The following is a 15,674-nucleotide window of genomic DNA, read 5'->3' on the forward strand; positions in this document are numbered from 1 at the left end:
AAGCGGACTTGGCGCGGGTCCGAGCACGCATGGCCGATCTGGACGCCGAGCGGCGTGAGCTTCAGCGCGAGATGGAGGCACTTGAGGCTCGTCTCGCTGCAGAGCCCGCGCCAACTTTGAAGCAGCCCTCCTTCGAGAACGCCCCCGTCACGAATGCCTCGCCGTCGCATGACAAGGTTGATCTGTTTCGACGCCTGTTCGCTGGCCGGCCCGACGTATTTCCAGTGCGATGGGAAAACAGGAAGACCGGTCGCTCAGGATATTCGCCTGCTTGTGCCAACGAATGGGTGAAGGGCATATGCGGCAAGCCGAAGGTCAAATGCGGCGAATGCCCCCATCAGAAGTTCATCTCGCCGGACGAAAGCGTCATGGAAAAACACCTGCGAGGTGATAATGGCCGAAGCGGTGATTTTGTTGCCGGCGTCTATCCGCTGCTGCCCGGTGATACATGCTGGTTCCTGGCGGCGGATTTTGACAAGGCGTCCTGGGCGGAAGACGCGAATGCGATGCTCGAAACCTGTCGGGCAAAGGGAGTCCCGGCAGCGCTGGAACGATCGAGGTCTGGGAACGGCGGTCATATCTGGGTCTTCTTCGCCGAACCGGTCTCTGCCCGTCTGGCACGCCAGCTTGGATCAGTTCTGATCACCGAAACAATGGAACGGCGGCCGGAAATCGGCTTCGCTTCCTATGACCGGCTATTTCCAAATCAGGATATCATGCCGCTCGGCGGCTTCGGCAATCTGATCGCACTGCCGCTCCAGAACACCGCGCGCAAGGCGGGCAACAGCGTCTTTGTAGACGCGGGCATGCGGCCATTTGCTGATCAGTGGGCCTATTTGTCCTCCTTGCCAAGATTGTCGGCGGCGGCGGTAACCGACCTTGTCGAAGCCGAGGAGCTTTCTGGGCGGGTGCTGGGTGTGCGTATGCCGGTGGATAACGAACAGGCGGATGAACCCTGGAAGATGTCTCCGTCACGCCGCAGCACACCGGGACGCCTCGATGTGCCCGTTCCATCGACCATCAAGGTTACGGTCGCAGACCAGATATATATCGACCGTTCGGATCTGCCTTCGGTCATGATAGCGCAACTGGTTCGGTTGGCTGCGTTCCAGAATCCCGAATTCTATCGTGCGCAGGCGATGCGGCTGCCAACATTCGGAAAGCCGCGAATTGTGTCCTGTGCCGAACTGCATCCCCGACACGTCGCCTTGCCGCGCGGCTGCTTCGACGAAGCGATGGGGTTTCTGTCCGATCACGGCGTGACCGCCGATCTGGACGATTTACGCGAAAACGGAGCCCGCTTGCCGGAGACGGTTCGCTTCCGTGGCGAGCTTCGCCAACAGCAATCGCGAGCGTTTGACGCGCTGGCCGAACACGATACCGGCGTGCTTGCGGCCACCACCGCATTCGGCAAGACGGTCGTGGCCTCGGCGCTGATCGCGCGCCGTGCACGCAATACGCTGGTTCTGGTCCACCGACGGGAGTTGCTGAGCCAGTGGGTCGAACGGCTTGGGTCGTTTCTGCAGATTGACCCGAAGCAGATTGGCACCATCGGTGCCGGAAAGCGCAAACCCACCGGTGTGATCGACGTGGCGCTGATCCAAAGTCTGGTTCGGAAGGGCGAAGTTGACGATATCGTTGCCGATTACGGCCATCTTGTCGTCGATGAGTGCCATCACCTGTCTGCTGCAAGCTTTGAGCTTGTCGCCCGCAGATCAAAGGCGCGCTATGTCACCGGATTGTCGGCAACCGTCGCCCGAAAGGACGGGCATCACCCGATCATCTTCATGCAATGCGGCCCGGTGCGCCATCAGGTGAGCGCCAAATCACAGGCCGCCGAAAGCGGCATTCACCATCGGGCGCGAGAACGTCACACGCGGTTCCGATTGCCAGAGGCCCTCGCCATGGCCGAACGCCCGTCAATGCCTGCGATCTATGCCGCTCTGGCGGAGGACGAGGCCCGAAACGATCTGATCTTTGACGACGTGCTGAAATCACTGGAGGCCAAACGCTCGCCGATCGTGCTGACCGAGCGGAAAGATCATCTCGAATACCTTCAACAGCGGTTCTCCAGGTTCGCCCAGAATATCGTGGTGCTCCGTGGCGGCATGTCTGCCAAGGACCGGAAGGCTGCGCATGCGGCGTTGAATGTCGCTGATGATAAGGAACGGCTGATACTCGCGACAGGGCGCTATATCGGTGAGGGCTTCGATGACGCCCGGCTCGATACCCTGTTCCTGACGATGCCAATCGCTTGGAAAGGCACGCTGGCTCAATATGTGGGCAGGTTGCATCGACGGCACAACGACAAGAAAGACGTTTTGGTGGTCGACTATGTCGACAGTTCGGTCCCGGTCCTCGCCAGAATGGCGGCCAAACGGCGAACAGGCTATCGGGCGCTCGGCTATGTAATGGAATAGCGCCCCGCCGAAAGCGGGACGCCAATTTTTCCCCGTCGGTCAGGAACGCTGTGTGGCAACGGCCAAAATCTGCATCAGTTTGTCCGAGGGTTCCCGGAACTTGCCGGGTTTGATCAGCGGGGCATGATGCGCATCCAGAACCGCGAGCTTCTCGGTCGGATCCGCGCGCAGATACATCTCAGTCGTCTGGATGCTGGCATGGCCGAGCCACAGCGCGACCTTGCGGATATCGCCGGTGGCCTGAAGCGTGTGCATCGCGTAGCTGTGTCGCAGCACATGCGGGGTCACGTGCTTTGTGGCGATCGACGGGGTCGAGCGTTCGGCAGTCGTCACATGCTGCCTGAGCCTGTAGGCGAATCCGTCTCGCGTCATCTGACGGCCATCACGGTTCAGGAACAGTTCCGGCCCGACATTTCCTGGCCGGACGGCGAGCCAAGCACGGATGGCCGCTTGGGTCTCTTTCCAGAGCGGAAGGACACGCTCGCGCCGCCCCTTGCCCAGAATTCGCACATTGGAAAACGAACCCTTGGGAAAGTCATCCATCCGTACCGCGAGTAGCTCGGATGCCCGCAACCCTGCGGCGTAGGCCAGATGCAGCATGGCCCGGTCCCGCAATCCACCTAGCGTGTAGCGGTTTGGTGCTGCAAGCAAGGCTCGGACTTCTTCCGTGGTGAGATAGTCGATCAGCTTGGCGTCTGTCCGCTTGATCGGCATGGCCCGGATCATCATCGCCTGCTCAAGGCATGCCGGGTGCCGGTGCTCAATGAAGCGGAAGAACGACTTGATCGCCGCCAGTCGGGCGTTGCGGGAACGGACGGAATTGGCGCGCCCTTCCTCGATATGTTCAAGGAAGGCCCTGATCACCTGAACGTCGAGGTCTTCGATTGCGAGTTCCGATGGGAACCGTTTGAGCCGCCCGGCAGCAAACCTCAGCAGAAGTGTGAACGCATGGGCATAGGCCGCGATGGTATGCCGACTTGCCCCGCATTCGTTCGGAAGATGGGTTTGCAGGAAGGCCGACAGGTCGGGAGCGAGTGGGGTCATGCCGCACCTCCGATCCAGTTCTCTTCGGCGGACGAGGCAATCATCTTCAGCAGGACCGGCGTTGCCTCAAGGTACCAATAGGTGTTGGCGATATCGACATGGCCGAGATAGGTGCTCAGAGCCTTCATGTGCCGCAAGACGGCCTGCGGGTCGTTTCCGCAGGCTTCCAGAGATCGCACCGCGAATGTATGGCGCAGATCGTGCAAACGGGGGCCAGGACCTGTCTGGTGACGATAGCCGAGTTTCCGCACGATTCGAACGAATACAACATAAACTCTGGTCGCTGTCGGGGCGCGACCATGGCCCAGAACGAAGATGTCATTACTCGCATTGCGCATGCTGTTGCGGGCTTCGAGATACCGTTCCAGCGCTGCGCGGGTTGAGGCATGTATGGGGACGAGGCGGCTTTTGCCGAACTTGCCTTTGCGGATCATGAGGCCGTCGTCCGTCAGGTCATCGCGCTGGAGGGATAAAGCTTCCGAAATCCGCAGACCTGTCGAGGCAAGCAGCCCGAACAGGTTATGGTAGGTCAGCGGGCTGATTGGCGTCAGGCCGGGCACCAGAAGCGCTTCCTGCATAATACGTCTGATCTGGTCCTGCGTCAGAATATGCGGAGCGGGTCGCCGTCGTCGTGAACGGCTCAGCAGTCTGATCGCCGGTATCTCGTGCCGCGCATCTTCAGCATGCAGGAACACGGCCAGGGCACGAGCGCGATCAAACCGATCCTGCGCGGCATAAGGCGTCGCGGCGCCGCCGGCCCATTCCAATACCAGCGCCGCCGTCACATAGGTGATGGAACGCTCCGCGGCAAAATCCGCGAAGGCGCGCAAGGACGTCTCCTGCGCGGCAAACTTCATTCCGAGGGCGCGGTTCAGTTGGACAAACCGTTCAACATGGTGATGCATCATGACGCGCACCCCGGCCACGGCTGAGCCACGTCTGCCAGCATCTCGACATCGACCTTGGCATAGATCGCTGTCGTATCGCGCGAGGTGTGGCGCAGCGCGACACCGATCTGGTCGAGATCCGCACCGCCGCGCAACCAGGCCGACGCCAGTGAATGGCGGAATACATGCGAGCCGGTCGGCAAACCGGTAAATCCACCCCGGTTCAGGACACGGGAAACGATCCCGGCGATCTCGGCGGCGGATCGCAGCGGGGTGAAAGGGGCTTGGGTTCGGAGAAAGACCCTGTCAGTGGCGACCACTGGACGCGCATCCTCGATATAGGCCAGCAGCGCATCGCCTGCATCCTGCGGCAGGGGCATCAAAACACCCCGCCTGCCCTTGCCATGCAATCGCAACCGGCTCGTGCGCCAGTCGATGTCCGGCAGGCGCAGCTGCCAGATATCGCCCGCGCGCAGGGCCAGCCGAGCGAGGAGGAGGAGAATTGCGTGGTCCCGTATCTCGACCGGCGTATCGGTGCGACAGGAGGCGATGATCTCTTCAACCGTCGCAATTGGAATCGTGCGGGGGACCGTTGAAAGCTTGCGCCTTACGGCGGGTGGCACTGCGTGGAGGAGCGAAGGGGCGCACTCGCCTTGAATGATCGTGAAGCGCAGGAAGGTACGCAGCACGGTTACTGTCATGCGAACTGATGATCGGGATCGCTCTTCGCCCTGATCCAGAACGATCGATCGGATTCCCGCCGCGTTGTAATCCTTCGGGGTTACGCCAAGGCGATCTAACCAGCGACCGGCTTCGGTCAGATAGCGCCGCACGGTCTCGGCCGTTCCCCCACGTTCGCGGCGCAGCCACTCTGAAAACTCGGTCAGGCGCGGATCGCAGGCGGTAATGCAGGCAGGCGCTTCAGGCGGGATCAAGCCCTGATCCCGCAGGAACCGGACAAATGCGCGAGCGCCACGGCGGCGGTCCTTTGTGCCTGAGCCTGATACCCGTTTGCCCCTCTTGGTCTTGATCCCGCATCTGCAATCATGATGTGCGAACTGGTCGATAATGGCATCGTCGATCCCGTGGGCCGGAACACGCATCTGCAGCGCCCACTCCGCGAAATGGCGGGCCTGGCTCAGTCGTATCAAATACGTCACCTCGCTGTAGCGGGCGGCGCTAAGCTTCCCGGCATAGGCCTGCAGGTATTGCCCGAGTCGGGCGACATCATCGGCAATCATGACCACCCCGGAAACTTCCAGATATCGAAGAAACCGGCGCGTGTCGACCGCATACGCGGGGCACTTCAACTGGGTAGGGCTGTAGCGACCGCAGCGGCAGCGATGGCGCAAAAACCGACCAACAACCGACGCGTCGAGGTCTCTGATCGGGATCTTCCGGGCGCGCGTCCACTTCAGGAAATGCCGGGCGGCGCTCAGCGCGCCCTTGGAAAGCCTTGGATTGTCCGCGAAATAGGCGTGGACAAGAGCGCGGTCGTCGGCGTCGGCTCGGCCGCCGAGCGGAGAGTTGGAGGGGGAGTTCATGGGGGATGTCCTTCTGCGGTTAAGAGCAGAGGCATCATGATTATCCAAAGCGGAAACCCGAAAATGAATCAGAAGAGCAAGAGCTTGAAACCACGAACTCAGCATAATGCCGACGCGGCATATTACGTCTTATCCGGAGCTCCGGATAAGCACGCCTCTCTTGGCGTAATGTCAACGCGCACATCGTTCCATTCATCCGTGGGAATGTCCGACAGGCGGCGTTCCATCAGCGCCTCGCCGGTGGAGACTATCTGGATCACGGCCGCATGGCCTGCGGCGAGATCGGCGTCGATGCTGGAAATGAGGGTGGGGGTTTTCATGGAAGTGAGCAGATGGCCGAAGAAGCGCTGCTTGGCGGATTCAAACGCGGAGCGGGCGGCGGACTTGGCCTGGCGGTTCAGCGTGCCCCCGGAGCCTGTTGAGCTGGCCGGGCCAGTGATGTTGGCGGCTTCCAGCGCGGCGGACAAGTTCCGGTGTATGATTCCGAAGGCGAGCGCGTAGGCATCATAGATGCCGCGCTGCTCAGGCGTTAGCGCATGCTCGAGCAGCTCGTATTCGACGCCGTCGTAGGAAAGCGACCGGGCGGTGTAGAGGCCAAGCGAGCGCAGGTCGCGGGCGAGGACCTCCATCGCGGCAACGCCACCGGCCTCGATCGCGTCAACGAACTCCGACCGGGTGGCAAATGGAAAGTCTTCCCCGCCCCAGAGGCCGAGGCGCTGCGCATAGGCGAGGTTATGAACCGAGGTCGCGCCCGTGGCCGAGACATAGACCACGCGGGCATTGGGCAGCTTGTGCTGCAAGCGCAGGCCCGCCCTGCCCTGCTGCGAGGCCGTGACATCGCCGCGCTCGCCCTTGCTTCCTGCGGCATTGGCCATGGCATGGCTTTCGTCGAACAAGATCACCCCGTCGAAATCCGCCCCCAGCCAGTCGACGATCTGATCGACGCGGGACTTTTTTACGCCCCGCTCCTCTGAGCGCAGCGTCGCATAGGTGGTGAACAAGATGCCCTCGGTCAGCGGGATGTGGCGCCCTTGCGCGAAACGCGACAGGGGCGTGACCAGCAAGCGCTCCTGGCCAAGGGCCGACCAGTCGCGCTGCGCATCCTCCAGCAGTTTGTCGCTTTTGGAGATCCAGAGCGCCTTGCGTCTTCCTCGGGCCCAGTTGTCGAGCAAAATCCCGGCCGACTGGCGGCCCTTGCCCGCGCCAGTGCCATCGCCAAGGAAGAAGCCACGGCGGAAGCGGATGGCGTCAGGAGCATCGTCGGGCGCGGCCGAGACCATGTCGCCGGTTTCATCGACGGACCAAGACCCCGCGAGATATGCGCCATGCGCCTCGCCGGCATAGATGACGGTCTCGAGTTGAGCGTCGGAGAGCAGGCCGTCGTGCAGGATGGCGGCGGGCAGCTTAGGGCGATAGGTGGGTTTCGGGGGCGCGACCGAGGCCATGGCCGCCGATTGCACCAGCTTGGTCGGATGCGGTTCCGCTCCGGGGATGTCGATCGCCTGCAGGCGGAAGGTCTCATAAATGGCATCCGACAGGCGCGCGCTGGTATCGTCCTCGGCTGCATCGTGCAGGCTGTAAGCGAGGTCGGCGGCCGCAATCGGCGCGGCGGTGGTAGTGGACGTCTTTGCGGGCGTGGCGCGCACTTTGCTGATGGAAGCGCGCGTGGTGCGGGCAGGGTTTCCCGGGAAGGGGGAAGAGCGGCCCTGCCCGGCTGGTGCGACCTGCTCCAGCTCGAGGCGCGGGGGGACATGGGCCGTGATCAGCGAGAGCAGGCTGGCGACATCAGGCGATATCGGGCGCGCCAGATCGGCGGTGATGCCGCCCGCCTCGCCACCGCGACATTTGTCGAAGACAGAGAGGCGAGTCTCAAAGCTGGTGCCGTGCTTGGCGAAGGCCCCGCCAGACACAGCACCCGTAAAGACCAGATGCGCGGTCTCGGTCAGACGCGCGAAGGTTTCATCCCAGGCGGACGCATCGGGCGCGAAACCGGCCCCGGAGATAGCGACCAGCCGTCCTCCGGGCGCCAGACGCGCCAGCGCCGAGCGTAGATGCCGGGCTGTTGCCTCGGTGCTGCGAGCGTCGACATTCGCCACCACCGAGAATGGCGGGTTCATCAGGATGACGCTCGGGCGCACGCCCTCGTCGAGATGATCGTCGATTTGTGCGGCGTCAAAGCCTGTGACGGGGCGGCCTGGAAAGAGGAGACGAAGAAAAACGGCCCGGCTGTCGGCCAGCTCATTGAGCATCAGGCTGCCACCTGCGATTTCCGCGAGGATCGCCAGAAGGCCTGTTCCGGCCGAAGGCTCGAGGACCAGATCGCGCGCGGTGATCTGCGCCGCCGCCAAGGCCGCAAGCCCCATGGGCAGCGGCGTCGAGAATTGCTGGAAACGCTCCATCTCCTCCGAGCGCCGGGTATGCGTGGGCAAGAGGCCCGCCACCTTGGCAAGGATCGGCAGCAGCGCTGCAGGTGAGCCCGCTCGGGTCAGCAAAGCGCGGCCGAATTTTCGCAGGAACAGGACCAGCGCCGCCTCGCCCGCCTCATAGGCCAGCTTCCAGTCCCAGGCACCATCCGCATCAGAGCCGCCAAAGGCGCGCTCCATCTCAACGCGCAAGCGCAGCGCGTCGATCTGGAAACCCTGCGCCAGATCAGGCTGCAGCGCCTCGGCCACGCTCAAGATCGCAGCGGCCGTATCGAGGGACGGGATGGGGACAACAGGCGCAAGCGCGCGCTCGGTCGCAAAATGGGCGAGATGGGTCATCGGGAAACTCCGGAATGAGGGACAGGGTCAGACCCGGACACCCTCTTTCGGGCACCCTCAGGCCTGACCCTCCCCAGCCCTCCTCAAACTCTCAAAACGCCTGTGATGGCGATAGTCAGCTTGCGTTTGTTCGCTTTATGTTCTATAATGCAGCATGTGCCAGATAGGTAGATCACCCTGATGGAAGAAACCACATTCGCCCTGCCCGCCACGCCCAAGCAGATCGCCTATGCGCGATCGCTGGCACTGCGCAACCAGACGCTTCTGCCCTGGGAGGTTCAGCAGGACCGGCGCGCGCTCAGTGCCTGGATCGAGGCACAAGCCCGGTTGAAACCGGCATCAGATATGGACCGGCTGCCGACATCTAGGCAGGTGGCTTTCGCGGAAAAACTCGCCCGGATCAAGCGCCGCGCCGTGCCGGACGAGTGTTTCCGCGACAAGGGGCTGATGTCGAAGTGGATCGATGGGAACAAGTGAAGCTGGGCAGACCCTGCGGTGATCGAGATTACTTCAGCCGATCAACAACCGATGCCCCGCCCGACCTGGCAAGCGCGATCAGGCTGGACTGAATCCTAGATGTGAAGGCAGAACTGAACGTGCCGATGGGTGTGCGGTCCTCCCAGACATAGGACCGCTCCAGAATATCGGTGTTGATCTCGTCCAGCATGACCCATTTGCGGACATGGGTTTCCAATCCCACGCGCTGCGACTCGATCTGTGGCACCTCGATGAACTTGCGCGAGGGCAAGGGCGGCTGTGTCGTGATCGGCAGGATGAACACCACGGTCTCGCTATCTGACTTGGCGACAGTGACGGCGATACAGACAGGCCGCGTCTTGCGGCCCTCGGCCTCGCCCGCCATCTGTTCACGTTTCCACAGGAAGGGGTAGCGGAAAACCTCTCCAGCGGCAGGCTTAGTCATCCGTCTGCGTCAAGTCCCGCTCGAGCCCTTCTATCATCAGCGCCTTGAGATCCTCTTGCATCTCGTCAACCATATGAGCCTGTTGCGTGGCCCCCCGCGTGAGGCTCTGATACTGGTCCATGCTCATCAACACGAATTTCGGCTTGCGGTGCTTGGTGATCGCGATCGGCGAGCGAATGGCCGCGTCAAACAGGTCACTTGTGTGCCGCGTCAGGTCGGCCGCCTTGAACTCGGGAAGCTCATGCATGATCTGGGTCTCCATTTGTGCAGAATATACGTATATTCTGGTTATTCTGCAAGACATGGGTCGATGGGAGCAGGTGAGACGTGCTGGTTTGGACACGATCCGGCTCGCCCGATCAGATGGGCAGCGTGATCTCACTTCCCATCAATGGCCTTCGGTTTCCTCAGAGATCAGCTTCCGAACGACGTTGACTGGCAAGAACATCCTCAGAGGGTTCGATGCAAGCGACTGGAAGCCGTAGCTTTCGTAAAGAGCTTTGCGGCGAGCGACGCGGTCGGGTTCACCGCAATCGAGAACGTCAAGCATGACGACGGCAACTCCGATGGCATCGGCGGCAACTGCAATGCGGCGGAGAGCATCGACAAGCAGATCGCCGCCATAGCCGCCCCCGCGGAACTTCTGATCTCGCCCGATCATCGAGATGTATGCAGCAGGGATATTCCCATGCGAGGGCCGGGTCCGCGCGAACTTTGCAGGTAAATCCGTATAGAGAACGGCGTGCGCATTCAGGGCATAGAACCCGATGACCGTGCCAGAAGGGTCGACCATCACATAGAGACGGACATTATCCGCCTTGGCGAGCTTGTTGGCCGTCTTCTGGAAGTAGTTGTCGACCTGTTCGACGCCGCAAGAAAAAGCCGCTCGATCGTGTCTCTTTGGATCGAACGGCTCAATGGTGTAGGTCGTCTGTTGTGATGCCGCCATTTACTGCGACACAACCGTTTTGCCATACCGACGGAAGGCCGAACGCAGGGCGTCAGTCGGCGCCGCCGGTGTATCGAGCGCCGCGAAAAATGCGTCATGATCGACCGGCTGCAGCACCGTCCGTTCATGCGCCGCGATCGTTGCCAGCGCTGCCTGATAGGCGGCATTCATCGTGAAGACAGAATCGTCAACGCCAGAAAGTGCCGCCGCCTGCTGGATCGCAGTCTTGATGCGCGGCTTGGTCCGAAAATTCATCCGGGCCTCGTTACGCTCATCGATCGCGCGCGTGGTGTCATGGAAACCAAGCATGGTTGCCTCCTGTTTTGTTATCCATCATGTACGCCAGATAGACGTACATTTCAAGAGATCGGTTTGGAAAGCTCTTCGAAAGAATCATGCTCATCCGAACCGCCGCCCTGCTTCGGTGAAGTTGTATTCATTGGCGATGATGCCGTCCTCAAGGACCTCGTCCGAGGTCAGGTGGTCGTATTCGATCTCAAGCTGGCGGTAGAGCCAGCGGGCGAGATCGCGGATCGCCTCCGTCACGATCTCCTCTGCGTCCTCGGTCGGAGGTTGCCAGGTCGGGCTGTCGCGGGTGACGTCCACAGACATGGTGTATTCGTCGTAGTAGCGGCCCCGGTGGCTGATCTCGGCAGCGAGCTGGTGGAAATTCCGCCGCTGGATGGCCTGCAGCCGATCGGCGATGCTTTGCAGCGTCGCGTCCTGTGGCGCGTAGTCCCGGATGCGCGCAGCCGCGCCCTTGGCATGGGACCAGTATCCTTCCAGACAGGCCTTATGCAGAGCACCGCATAAGGCCAGTTATGCCGAGCTACGGATTATGCGGAGCGGTCAGGTCATCACGCTGTAAACGCGAGTGATTTTCGACAATCGGCTCCGCATAACGACGGGCTTGTGCCCTCGCGGGTTCTTTTGGGCGAGAAGTGGTTCGCCGGCATTTTCCGGCATTGAACCCATGTCAGGAGATCGAATGTCCAGCACCCCCAAGAAAAGGCGGAACACTCCGCGGTATCTCACGCTTTCAAGGCTCCATTTCGCCCGCCCACACTTCGAGGGCTATGTCCGTTGGCTTCACGCACGGAATTACACCAAGTCAACGATTTCGATGCTGACCATTTACTTGGGGCATTGGACGGATTGGATGCACGACGCCGGCTATGATCTCGGCACCATCCACAGCGGATACGCAGCATCTGTACCGGCCTTCAGGGCCATGCCGAATTACTCTATGCGATTGCGATCAGGTGCCCTGTTTGTTCTCTTCCTTGAAGAACTGGGTATTGTCGACCCACTGCCGAAGCCGCCGTCCCCGAGTGATCGGTGGCCGATCCTCGGCGAGTTCCGGGATTGGATGCTCCGGAATCGCGGGGTGTTGGACAGCACCCTCGACACCTATCAGAACATCCTTGTTCACATGTTCCTCGTCCTTGGCGACGCGCCTGAGGCTTATAGCGCCCATGCAATCAGGGAGTTTGTGCTGGGACGCGCGGGCATGCACGGCGTTGCCCATGCAAGGATAACGGTGACCGCCACTCGCGCATTCCTGCGTTTCCTGATCGCAACTGGGCGTTGCCCGGCCGGCCGTGACCAGGCCATCCCGAATTTTGCGGGCTGGCAATTGGCGCCAGTGCCAGACTTTCTCAACGACAAAGATATCGCGAGGATCTTGGCAGCTTGCGGCGGTGAGGCCCGCCTGCGCGATCATGCGGTCATTCTGTTCCTTGTCCGACTCGGCTTGCGCGCATCCGGCAGCCGACCCGCCTCGATCGGGTTGCGATCATCGACCAGGAACAGGAAGACGTCGCGGTCGGAGGCATAGAGCGTGGTCGTGTCGCGGCTGATCTCGACATCGGGGTTGTAGACCCCGGTCGACCAGTCGAGCACGCCCGGCACCTTCCAGCGCGTGTCGCCGGTGCCATTGCCCGCGATGCGCTGCACCGCCTCGACCAGCTCGAAATCGTGGATGCGGCCATAATCGGGGCCGGTCACCGCGCGCAGTTCGGTGCGGCCATCTTCGGTCTCGAAGGTTTTGACCTGCTCGCCGCGGTGGTTGGTCAGACCGTATTGCAGGTTGATCCCGGCCAGCGGCGCGGGCAACTGCCGCAGGTAGGACGCCGGGGCGCCGACGATGCTAGCAAGCTGGCCGAATGCCCAATGCGTGGGCGCAACGGGCGCCTCGGCTTTCGGCAGGACCAGGTGCAGCCGCTCGGGGTCGTCGCGCGCGGCCTCGACCCGGATATCCGCCGTCTGCACCACACGGCTGCGGCTGCGCTCAGAGCGGCCCTTCACATTGGCCCAGAGATCATCGAGCGACAGATACCGCTCGTCATCCGGCCGATTGAACCATTCGGACGACACCCGCCCGTTCCGCTCACCCCGGCTCACATCCACCTTCCAGCCACCCGCCCGCACCGGTGCGACCGGATCCAGAACTTCTACAACACCCATCGGTATTCCTCCGTGACAGGCGCCGGGAGCCACTCTCCCAGCCTTAAACCTGTCGCGAAAGCAACCAACCCTTCTCTATCTCTCAATACCGTGGCGCGTTCGGCAACAATGCGGGATCTTGCGGACGTTCGGGTCCGAGGGCAAATGGCGAAACTGCGCACGCGCAGCACAACAGACGGCTCTTCACGCCAGCGCTCCTCGCGCGTGACGGCGCAGGGCATCGCTTAGCGCCCGAAGCGGTTCTGCCGCACGTCGGTTGATTTGCCAGAACAAGGGCCGGTCAAAAGGTGTGTCCGCAATCAGTTCCACCAATTGCCCTGAGCGCAGATGATCCTGCACCAAAGACGCGGGGTTCATGCCCCAACCCAACCCCTGCACCGCCGCTGTCACAAAACCTTGGGTCGACGGCAGCCAGTGTGTTGGCGGCGCCAGCCGTTGTCCGAAGACGGCTTGCACCCATTCATTTTGCAACTGATCCTTCTGGTTGAAGGTCAGCACAGGTGCGCGGGCCAATGCTGAAAGGGTGACCCCGTCAGAGAAAAACCGTTGCACGAAACCGGGGCTGGCCGTCGCATGATAGCGCAGGCTGCCCAAGGCGATGGATTTGCAACCCTGAACAGGCTTGGCCACAGCGGTCAGCGCGGCCACCACCTGCCCCGATTTCAGCCAGTCGGTCGTGTGATCCTCATCATCGACCGCGATATCCAGCAAGATATCCGCATCACGGGCAAAACCTGCCAGCGCGGGCAGGACCCAGGTCGCTAGGCTGTCGGAATTGACGGCAACAGACAGGGTCACGCGGTCTGTCTCGAAAGCGCTCGCGGGCAGCTGGGCCATCAGGTCGCGCTCTGCCAGACCCACAAGCTCGATATGACGACACAGGGCATCACCGGCCGCCGTGGCGCGGCACGGGCTGGCGCGCTCGATCAGGACAGTGCCAAGACGTTCCTCCAGCGCGCGCACCCGCTGTGAAATGGCCGAGGGCGTCACCCCCAAGGCCCGCGCCGCGCCCTCAAAGCTGCCGGTCTGCACCACCATCGCGACCGCACGCGCGGCGGGATAATCAAGCATAAGCGCTCCTTCACCAACGTTACATCGTTTAATTTGCCTAATCACATGGCCCGTTATATCGCAAGCCGAACCTGACGGAGGCAGATATGAGCGACCTGACGATTTACCTGACCGGCCTTGGCATTGGCCTGAGTCTGATCATCGCCATTGGTGCGCAGAATGCCTTTGTTCTGCGCCAGGGCCTGCGCGGGTCGCATGTCTTCCCGGTGGTGCTGACCTGTGCGCTGTCAGATGCGATTCTGATCGTGGTCGGAGTGACCAGTTTCGCCAAAATCGCCGCATGGTTGCCGATGGTCGATCCGGTCATGCGCTATGGCGGCGCTGCGTTTCTGGTCTGGTATGGGGCGCGCAACATGCGCGCGGCCTTTACCTCATCGCAAGCACTATGGATCGATGGCGCAGCCCCGCGAGAGCCGCTGCGCCCTGTGCTGCTGACAGCGCTGGCGCTGACATGGCTGAATCCGCATGTCTATCTCGATACCGTGGTCTTGCTGGGTACGATCTCGACGCAGTATGCTGGCCAGCAGTTTGCCTTTGCCGCTGGTGCGGTGAGCGGATCCTTCCTGTTCTTTTTCGCGCTCGGCTATGGCGCTGGCAAACTGAGGCCGCTTTTCGCGCAACCGAGCGCTTGGCGGCTCCTGGAGGGCGGAATTGCTCTGGTGATGTGGGCAATTGCTGTGAAATTGATTTTGTCAGCCTGAACAGGCTGTTTCGCGTGGATCAATATCCTGAAGCATCACTCTATCGGGCATCGAATACTCGTTGACGCGCTGCATCCGCAACTCTGCTTGGGCGCCGAGTGGTCTTGCGCAATGCCCGAACCCGGCGGGTTTCCCCGCCGGGTCCAAGGGGGAGACCCCGTTCTTTTCAGAACGGGATCTCGTCGTCTTTGTCGACCAGCTCGGGGTTTTCACTCTCGGCCGATTTCGGGCGGCTCAGGAAGTCGACCTTCTCGGCGATGATTTCGCAGCCGTAGCGGTCATTGCCCGCGGCGTCGGTCCACTTGGTGTAGTGGATGCGGCCGTGGACGAGAACCTTAATGCCCTTTTCGCAATGCTCCGCGACCGTTTTGCCCAGACCGTTGAAGCAGGTGATGCGGTGCCATTCCGTGTCCATCACCCGGTAGCCGTTCTCGTCGCGCAGGACGCGACCTTCCGAGAGGCGGGGGCGGGAGGTGGCGAGGCTGAAGTTGGTGATGTTGGTGCCGCCTTGGGTGGTGCGGGCTTCGGGTTTTTGGCCAATGTTGCCGGCGAGGATGACGATATTCTGCATGTCTAGCTTCCTTCTGTGTCCTGTCTTCGGGACCGTCCCTTCGACAAGACCCGGAAAAAGCCCGTCGGGTGACACGTGCACGGTGGACAGCATGGACACCGGAAACCCCCAAAGGACCGGGGTGGAGCGGGCAGGACGCCGTAGGCGGCCAACACGGCCCGGGCTGGCGCGGGGTTGCGCGTGAGAGCCAGAACGGGATTAGGGGATTGTCAGTCGAAGGGATGGGCCAGATGCCAGACCCTGGACCTGTCATCCGGCCAACATGGCCTGTCAGAACCCAAGCCCAGCACGGCTCTGGCGGCAGAGACACCAGATCACAGATTTCCGCCACCCCTGC

Annotated in this window: 13 protein-coding genes and 3 pseudogenes; 3 read left to right on the forward strand and 13 right to left on the reverse strand. The window is 61.7% G+C overall.

Annotation, left to right across the window (positions count from 1 at the left end; all coding sequences use genetic code 11):
- Positions 1 to 29: 29 nt before the first annotated feature.
- Positions 30 to 2,420, forward strand: a complete 2,391-nt coding sequence (locus tag PUT78_RS20285; protein ID WP_274354079.1) for a TOTE conflict system archaeo-eukaryotic primase domain-containing protein — start codon at positions 30 to 32, stop codon at positions 2,418 to 2,420.
- A 39-nt stretch (positions 2,421 to 2,459) separates the two neighbouring features.
- On the opposite strand, the gene PUT78_RS20290 is transcribed toward PUT78_RS20285, so the two are convergent.
- From PUT78_RS20290 to PUT78_RS20305, 4 genes and pseudogenes are all read right to left on the reverse strand, one after another.
- Positions 2,460 to 3,464 (reverse strand): tyrosine-type recombinase/integrase, encoded by a 1,005-nt coding sequence (locus PUT78_RS20290; protein WP_274354080.1) that lies wholly within the window; start codon positions 3,462 to 3,464, stop codon positions 2,460 to 2,462.
- The gene (locus PUT78_RS20295) at positions 3,461 to 4,390 is read right to left on the reverse strand and encodes a tyrosine-type recombinase/integrase (RefSeq protein ID WP_274354081.1); all 930 of its coding nucleotides are present in this window, start codon (positions 4,388 to 4,390) and stop codon (positions 3,461 to 3,463) included. Before PUT78_RS20295 ends, PUT78_RS20290 begins: the two co-directional genes overlap by 4 nt.
- The gene (locus PUT78_RS20300) at positions 4,369 to 5,895 is read right to left on the reverse strand and encodes a tyrosine-type recombinase/integrase (RefSeq protein ID WP_274354082.1); all 1,527 of its coding nucleotides are present in this window, start codon (positions 5,893 to 5,895) and stop codon (positions 4,369 to 4,371) included. The genes PUT78_RS20295 and PUT78_RS20300 overlap by 22 nt, the downstream gene beginning before the upstream one ends.
- Before the next feature lie 146 nt (positions 5,896 to 6,041).
- Positions 6,042 to 8,657, reverse strand: a pseudogene (locus PUT78_RS20305) (strawberry notch-like NTP hydrolase domain-containing protein); the annotation flags it as partial.
- A gap of 180 nt (positions 8,658 to 8,837) precedes the next feature.
- Between PUT78_RS20305 and PUT78_RS20310 the strand changes: the two are divergent.
- Complete coding sequence (locus tag PUT78_RS20310) at positions 8,838 to 9,134, forward strand: hypothetical protein (protein ID WP_274354083.1); 297 nt, start codon at positions 8,838 to 8,840, stop codon at positions 9,132 to 9,134.
- Positions 9,135 to 9,162: 28 nt separating this feature from the next.
- On the opposite strand, the gene PUT78_RS20315 is transcribed toward PUT78_RS20310, so the two are convergent.
- From PUT78_RS20315 to PUT78_RS20350, 8 genes and pseudogenes are all read right to left on the reverse strand, one after another.
- The gene (locus PUT78_RS20315) at positions 9,163 to 9,579 is read right to left on the reverse strand and encodes a hypothetical protein (RefSeq protein WP_274354084.1); all 417 of its coding nucleotides are present in this window, start codon (positions 9,577 to 9,579) and stop codon (positions 9,163 to 9,165) included.
- A complete protein-coding gene (locus PUT78_RS20320; protein WP_274354085.1) occupies positions 9,572 to 9,826 on the reverse strand; it encodes a type II toxin-antitoxin system Phd/YefM family antitoxin in 255 nt (84 codons plus the stop codon). The genes PUT78_RS20315 and PUT78_RS20320 overlap by 8 nt, the downstream gene beginning before the upstream one ends.
- Before the next feature lie 141 nt (positions 9,827 to 9,967).
- Positions 9,968 to 10,528 (reverse strand): GNAT family N-acetyltransferase, encoded by a 561-nt coding sequence (locus tag PUT78_RS20325; protein WP_274354086.1) that lies wholly within the window; start codon positions 10,526 to 10,528, stop codon positions 9,968 to 9,970.
- Positions 10,529 to 10,837 carry a type II toxin-antitoxin system TacA family antitoxin gene (locus tag PUT78_RS20330; RefSeq protein WP_274354087.1) on the reverse strand — a complete coding sequence of 103 codons (309 nt, stop codon included), beginning with the start codon at positions 10,835 to 10,837 and terminating at the stop codon, positions 10,529 to 10,531. It abuts the gene before it with no gap.
- 90 nt (positions 10,838 to 10,927) lie between these two features.
- Positions 10,928 to 11,320 (reverse strand): annotated as a pseudogene (locus tag PUT78_RS20335) (antitoxin of toxin-antitoxin stability system); the annotation flags it as partial.
- 466 nt (positions 11,321 to 11,786) lie between these two features.
- On the reverse strand, positions 11,787 to 12,251 hold the full coding sequence (locus tag PUT78_RS20340) for a hypothetical protein (protein WP_274354088.1): 465 nt from the start codon (positions 12,249 to 12,251) through the stop codon (positions 11,787 to 11,789).
- A 38-nt stretch (positions 12,252 to 12,289) separates the two neighbouring features.
- A pseudogene (locus PUT78_RS20345) lies at positions 12,290 to 12,994 on the reverse strand (DUF932 domain-containing protein); the annotation flags it as partial.
- A gap of 183 nt (positions 12,995 to 13,177) precedes the next feature.
- The gene (locus PUT78_RS20350) at positions 13,178 to 14,065 is read right to left on the reverse strand and encodes a LysR family transcriptional regulator ArgP (protein ID WP_274354089.1); all 888 of its coding nucleotides are present in this window, start codon (positions 14,063 to 14,065) and stop codon (positions 13,178 to 13,180) included.
- A gap of 86 nt (positions 14,066 to 14,151) precedes the next feature.
- On the opposite strand from PUT78_RS20350, the gene PUT78_RS20355 reads away from it, so the two are divergent.
- Positions 14,152 to 14,766 (forward strand): LysE/ArgO family amino acid transporter, encoded by a 615-nt coding sequence (locus PUT78_RS20355; protein ID WP_274354090.1) that lies wholly within the window; start codon positions 14,152 to 14,154, stop codon positions 14,764 to 14,766.
- Positions 14,767 to 14,932: 166 nt separating this feature from the next.
- Here PUT78_RS20355 and PUT78_RS20360 read toward each other — a convergent pair whose 3' ends face one another.
- Positions 14,933 to 15,337 (reverse strand): single-stranded DNA-binding protein, encoded by a 405-nt coding sequence (locus PUT78_RS20360; protein WP_274354091.1) that lies wholly within the window; start codon positions 15,335 to 15,337, stop codon positions 14,933 to 14,935.
- Positions 15,338 to 15,674: the final 337 nt, after the last annotated feature.

Source organism: Roseinatronobacter alkalisoli (assembly GCF_028745735.1).
GTDB classification, from domain to species: domain Bacteria; phylum Pseudomonadota; class Alphaproteobacteria; order Rhodobacterales; family Rhodobacteraceae; genus Roseinatronobacter; species Roseinatronobacter alkalisoli.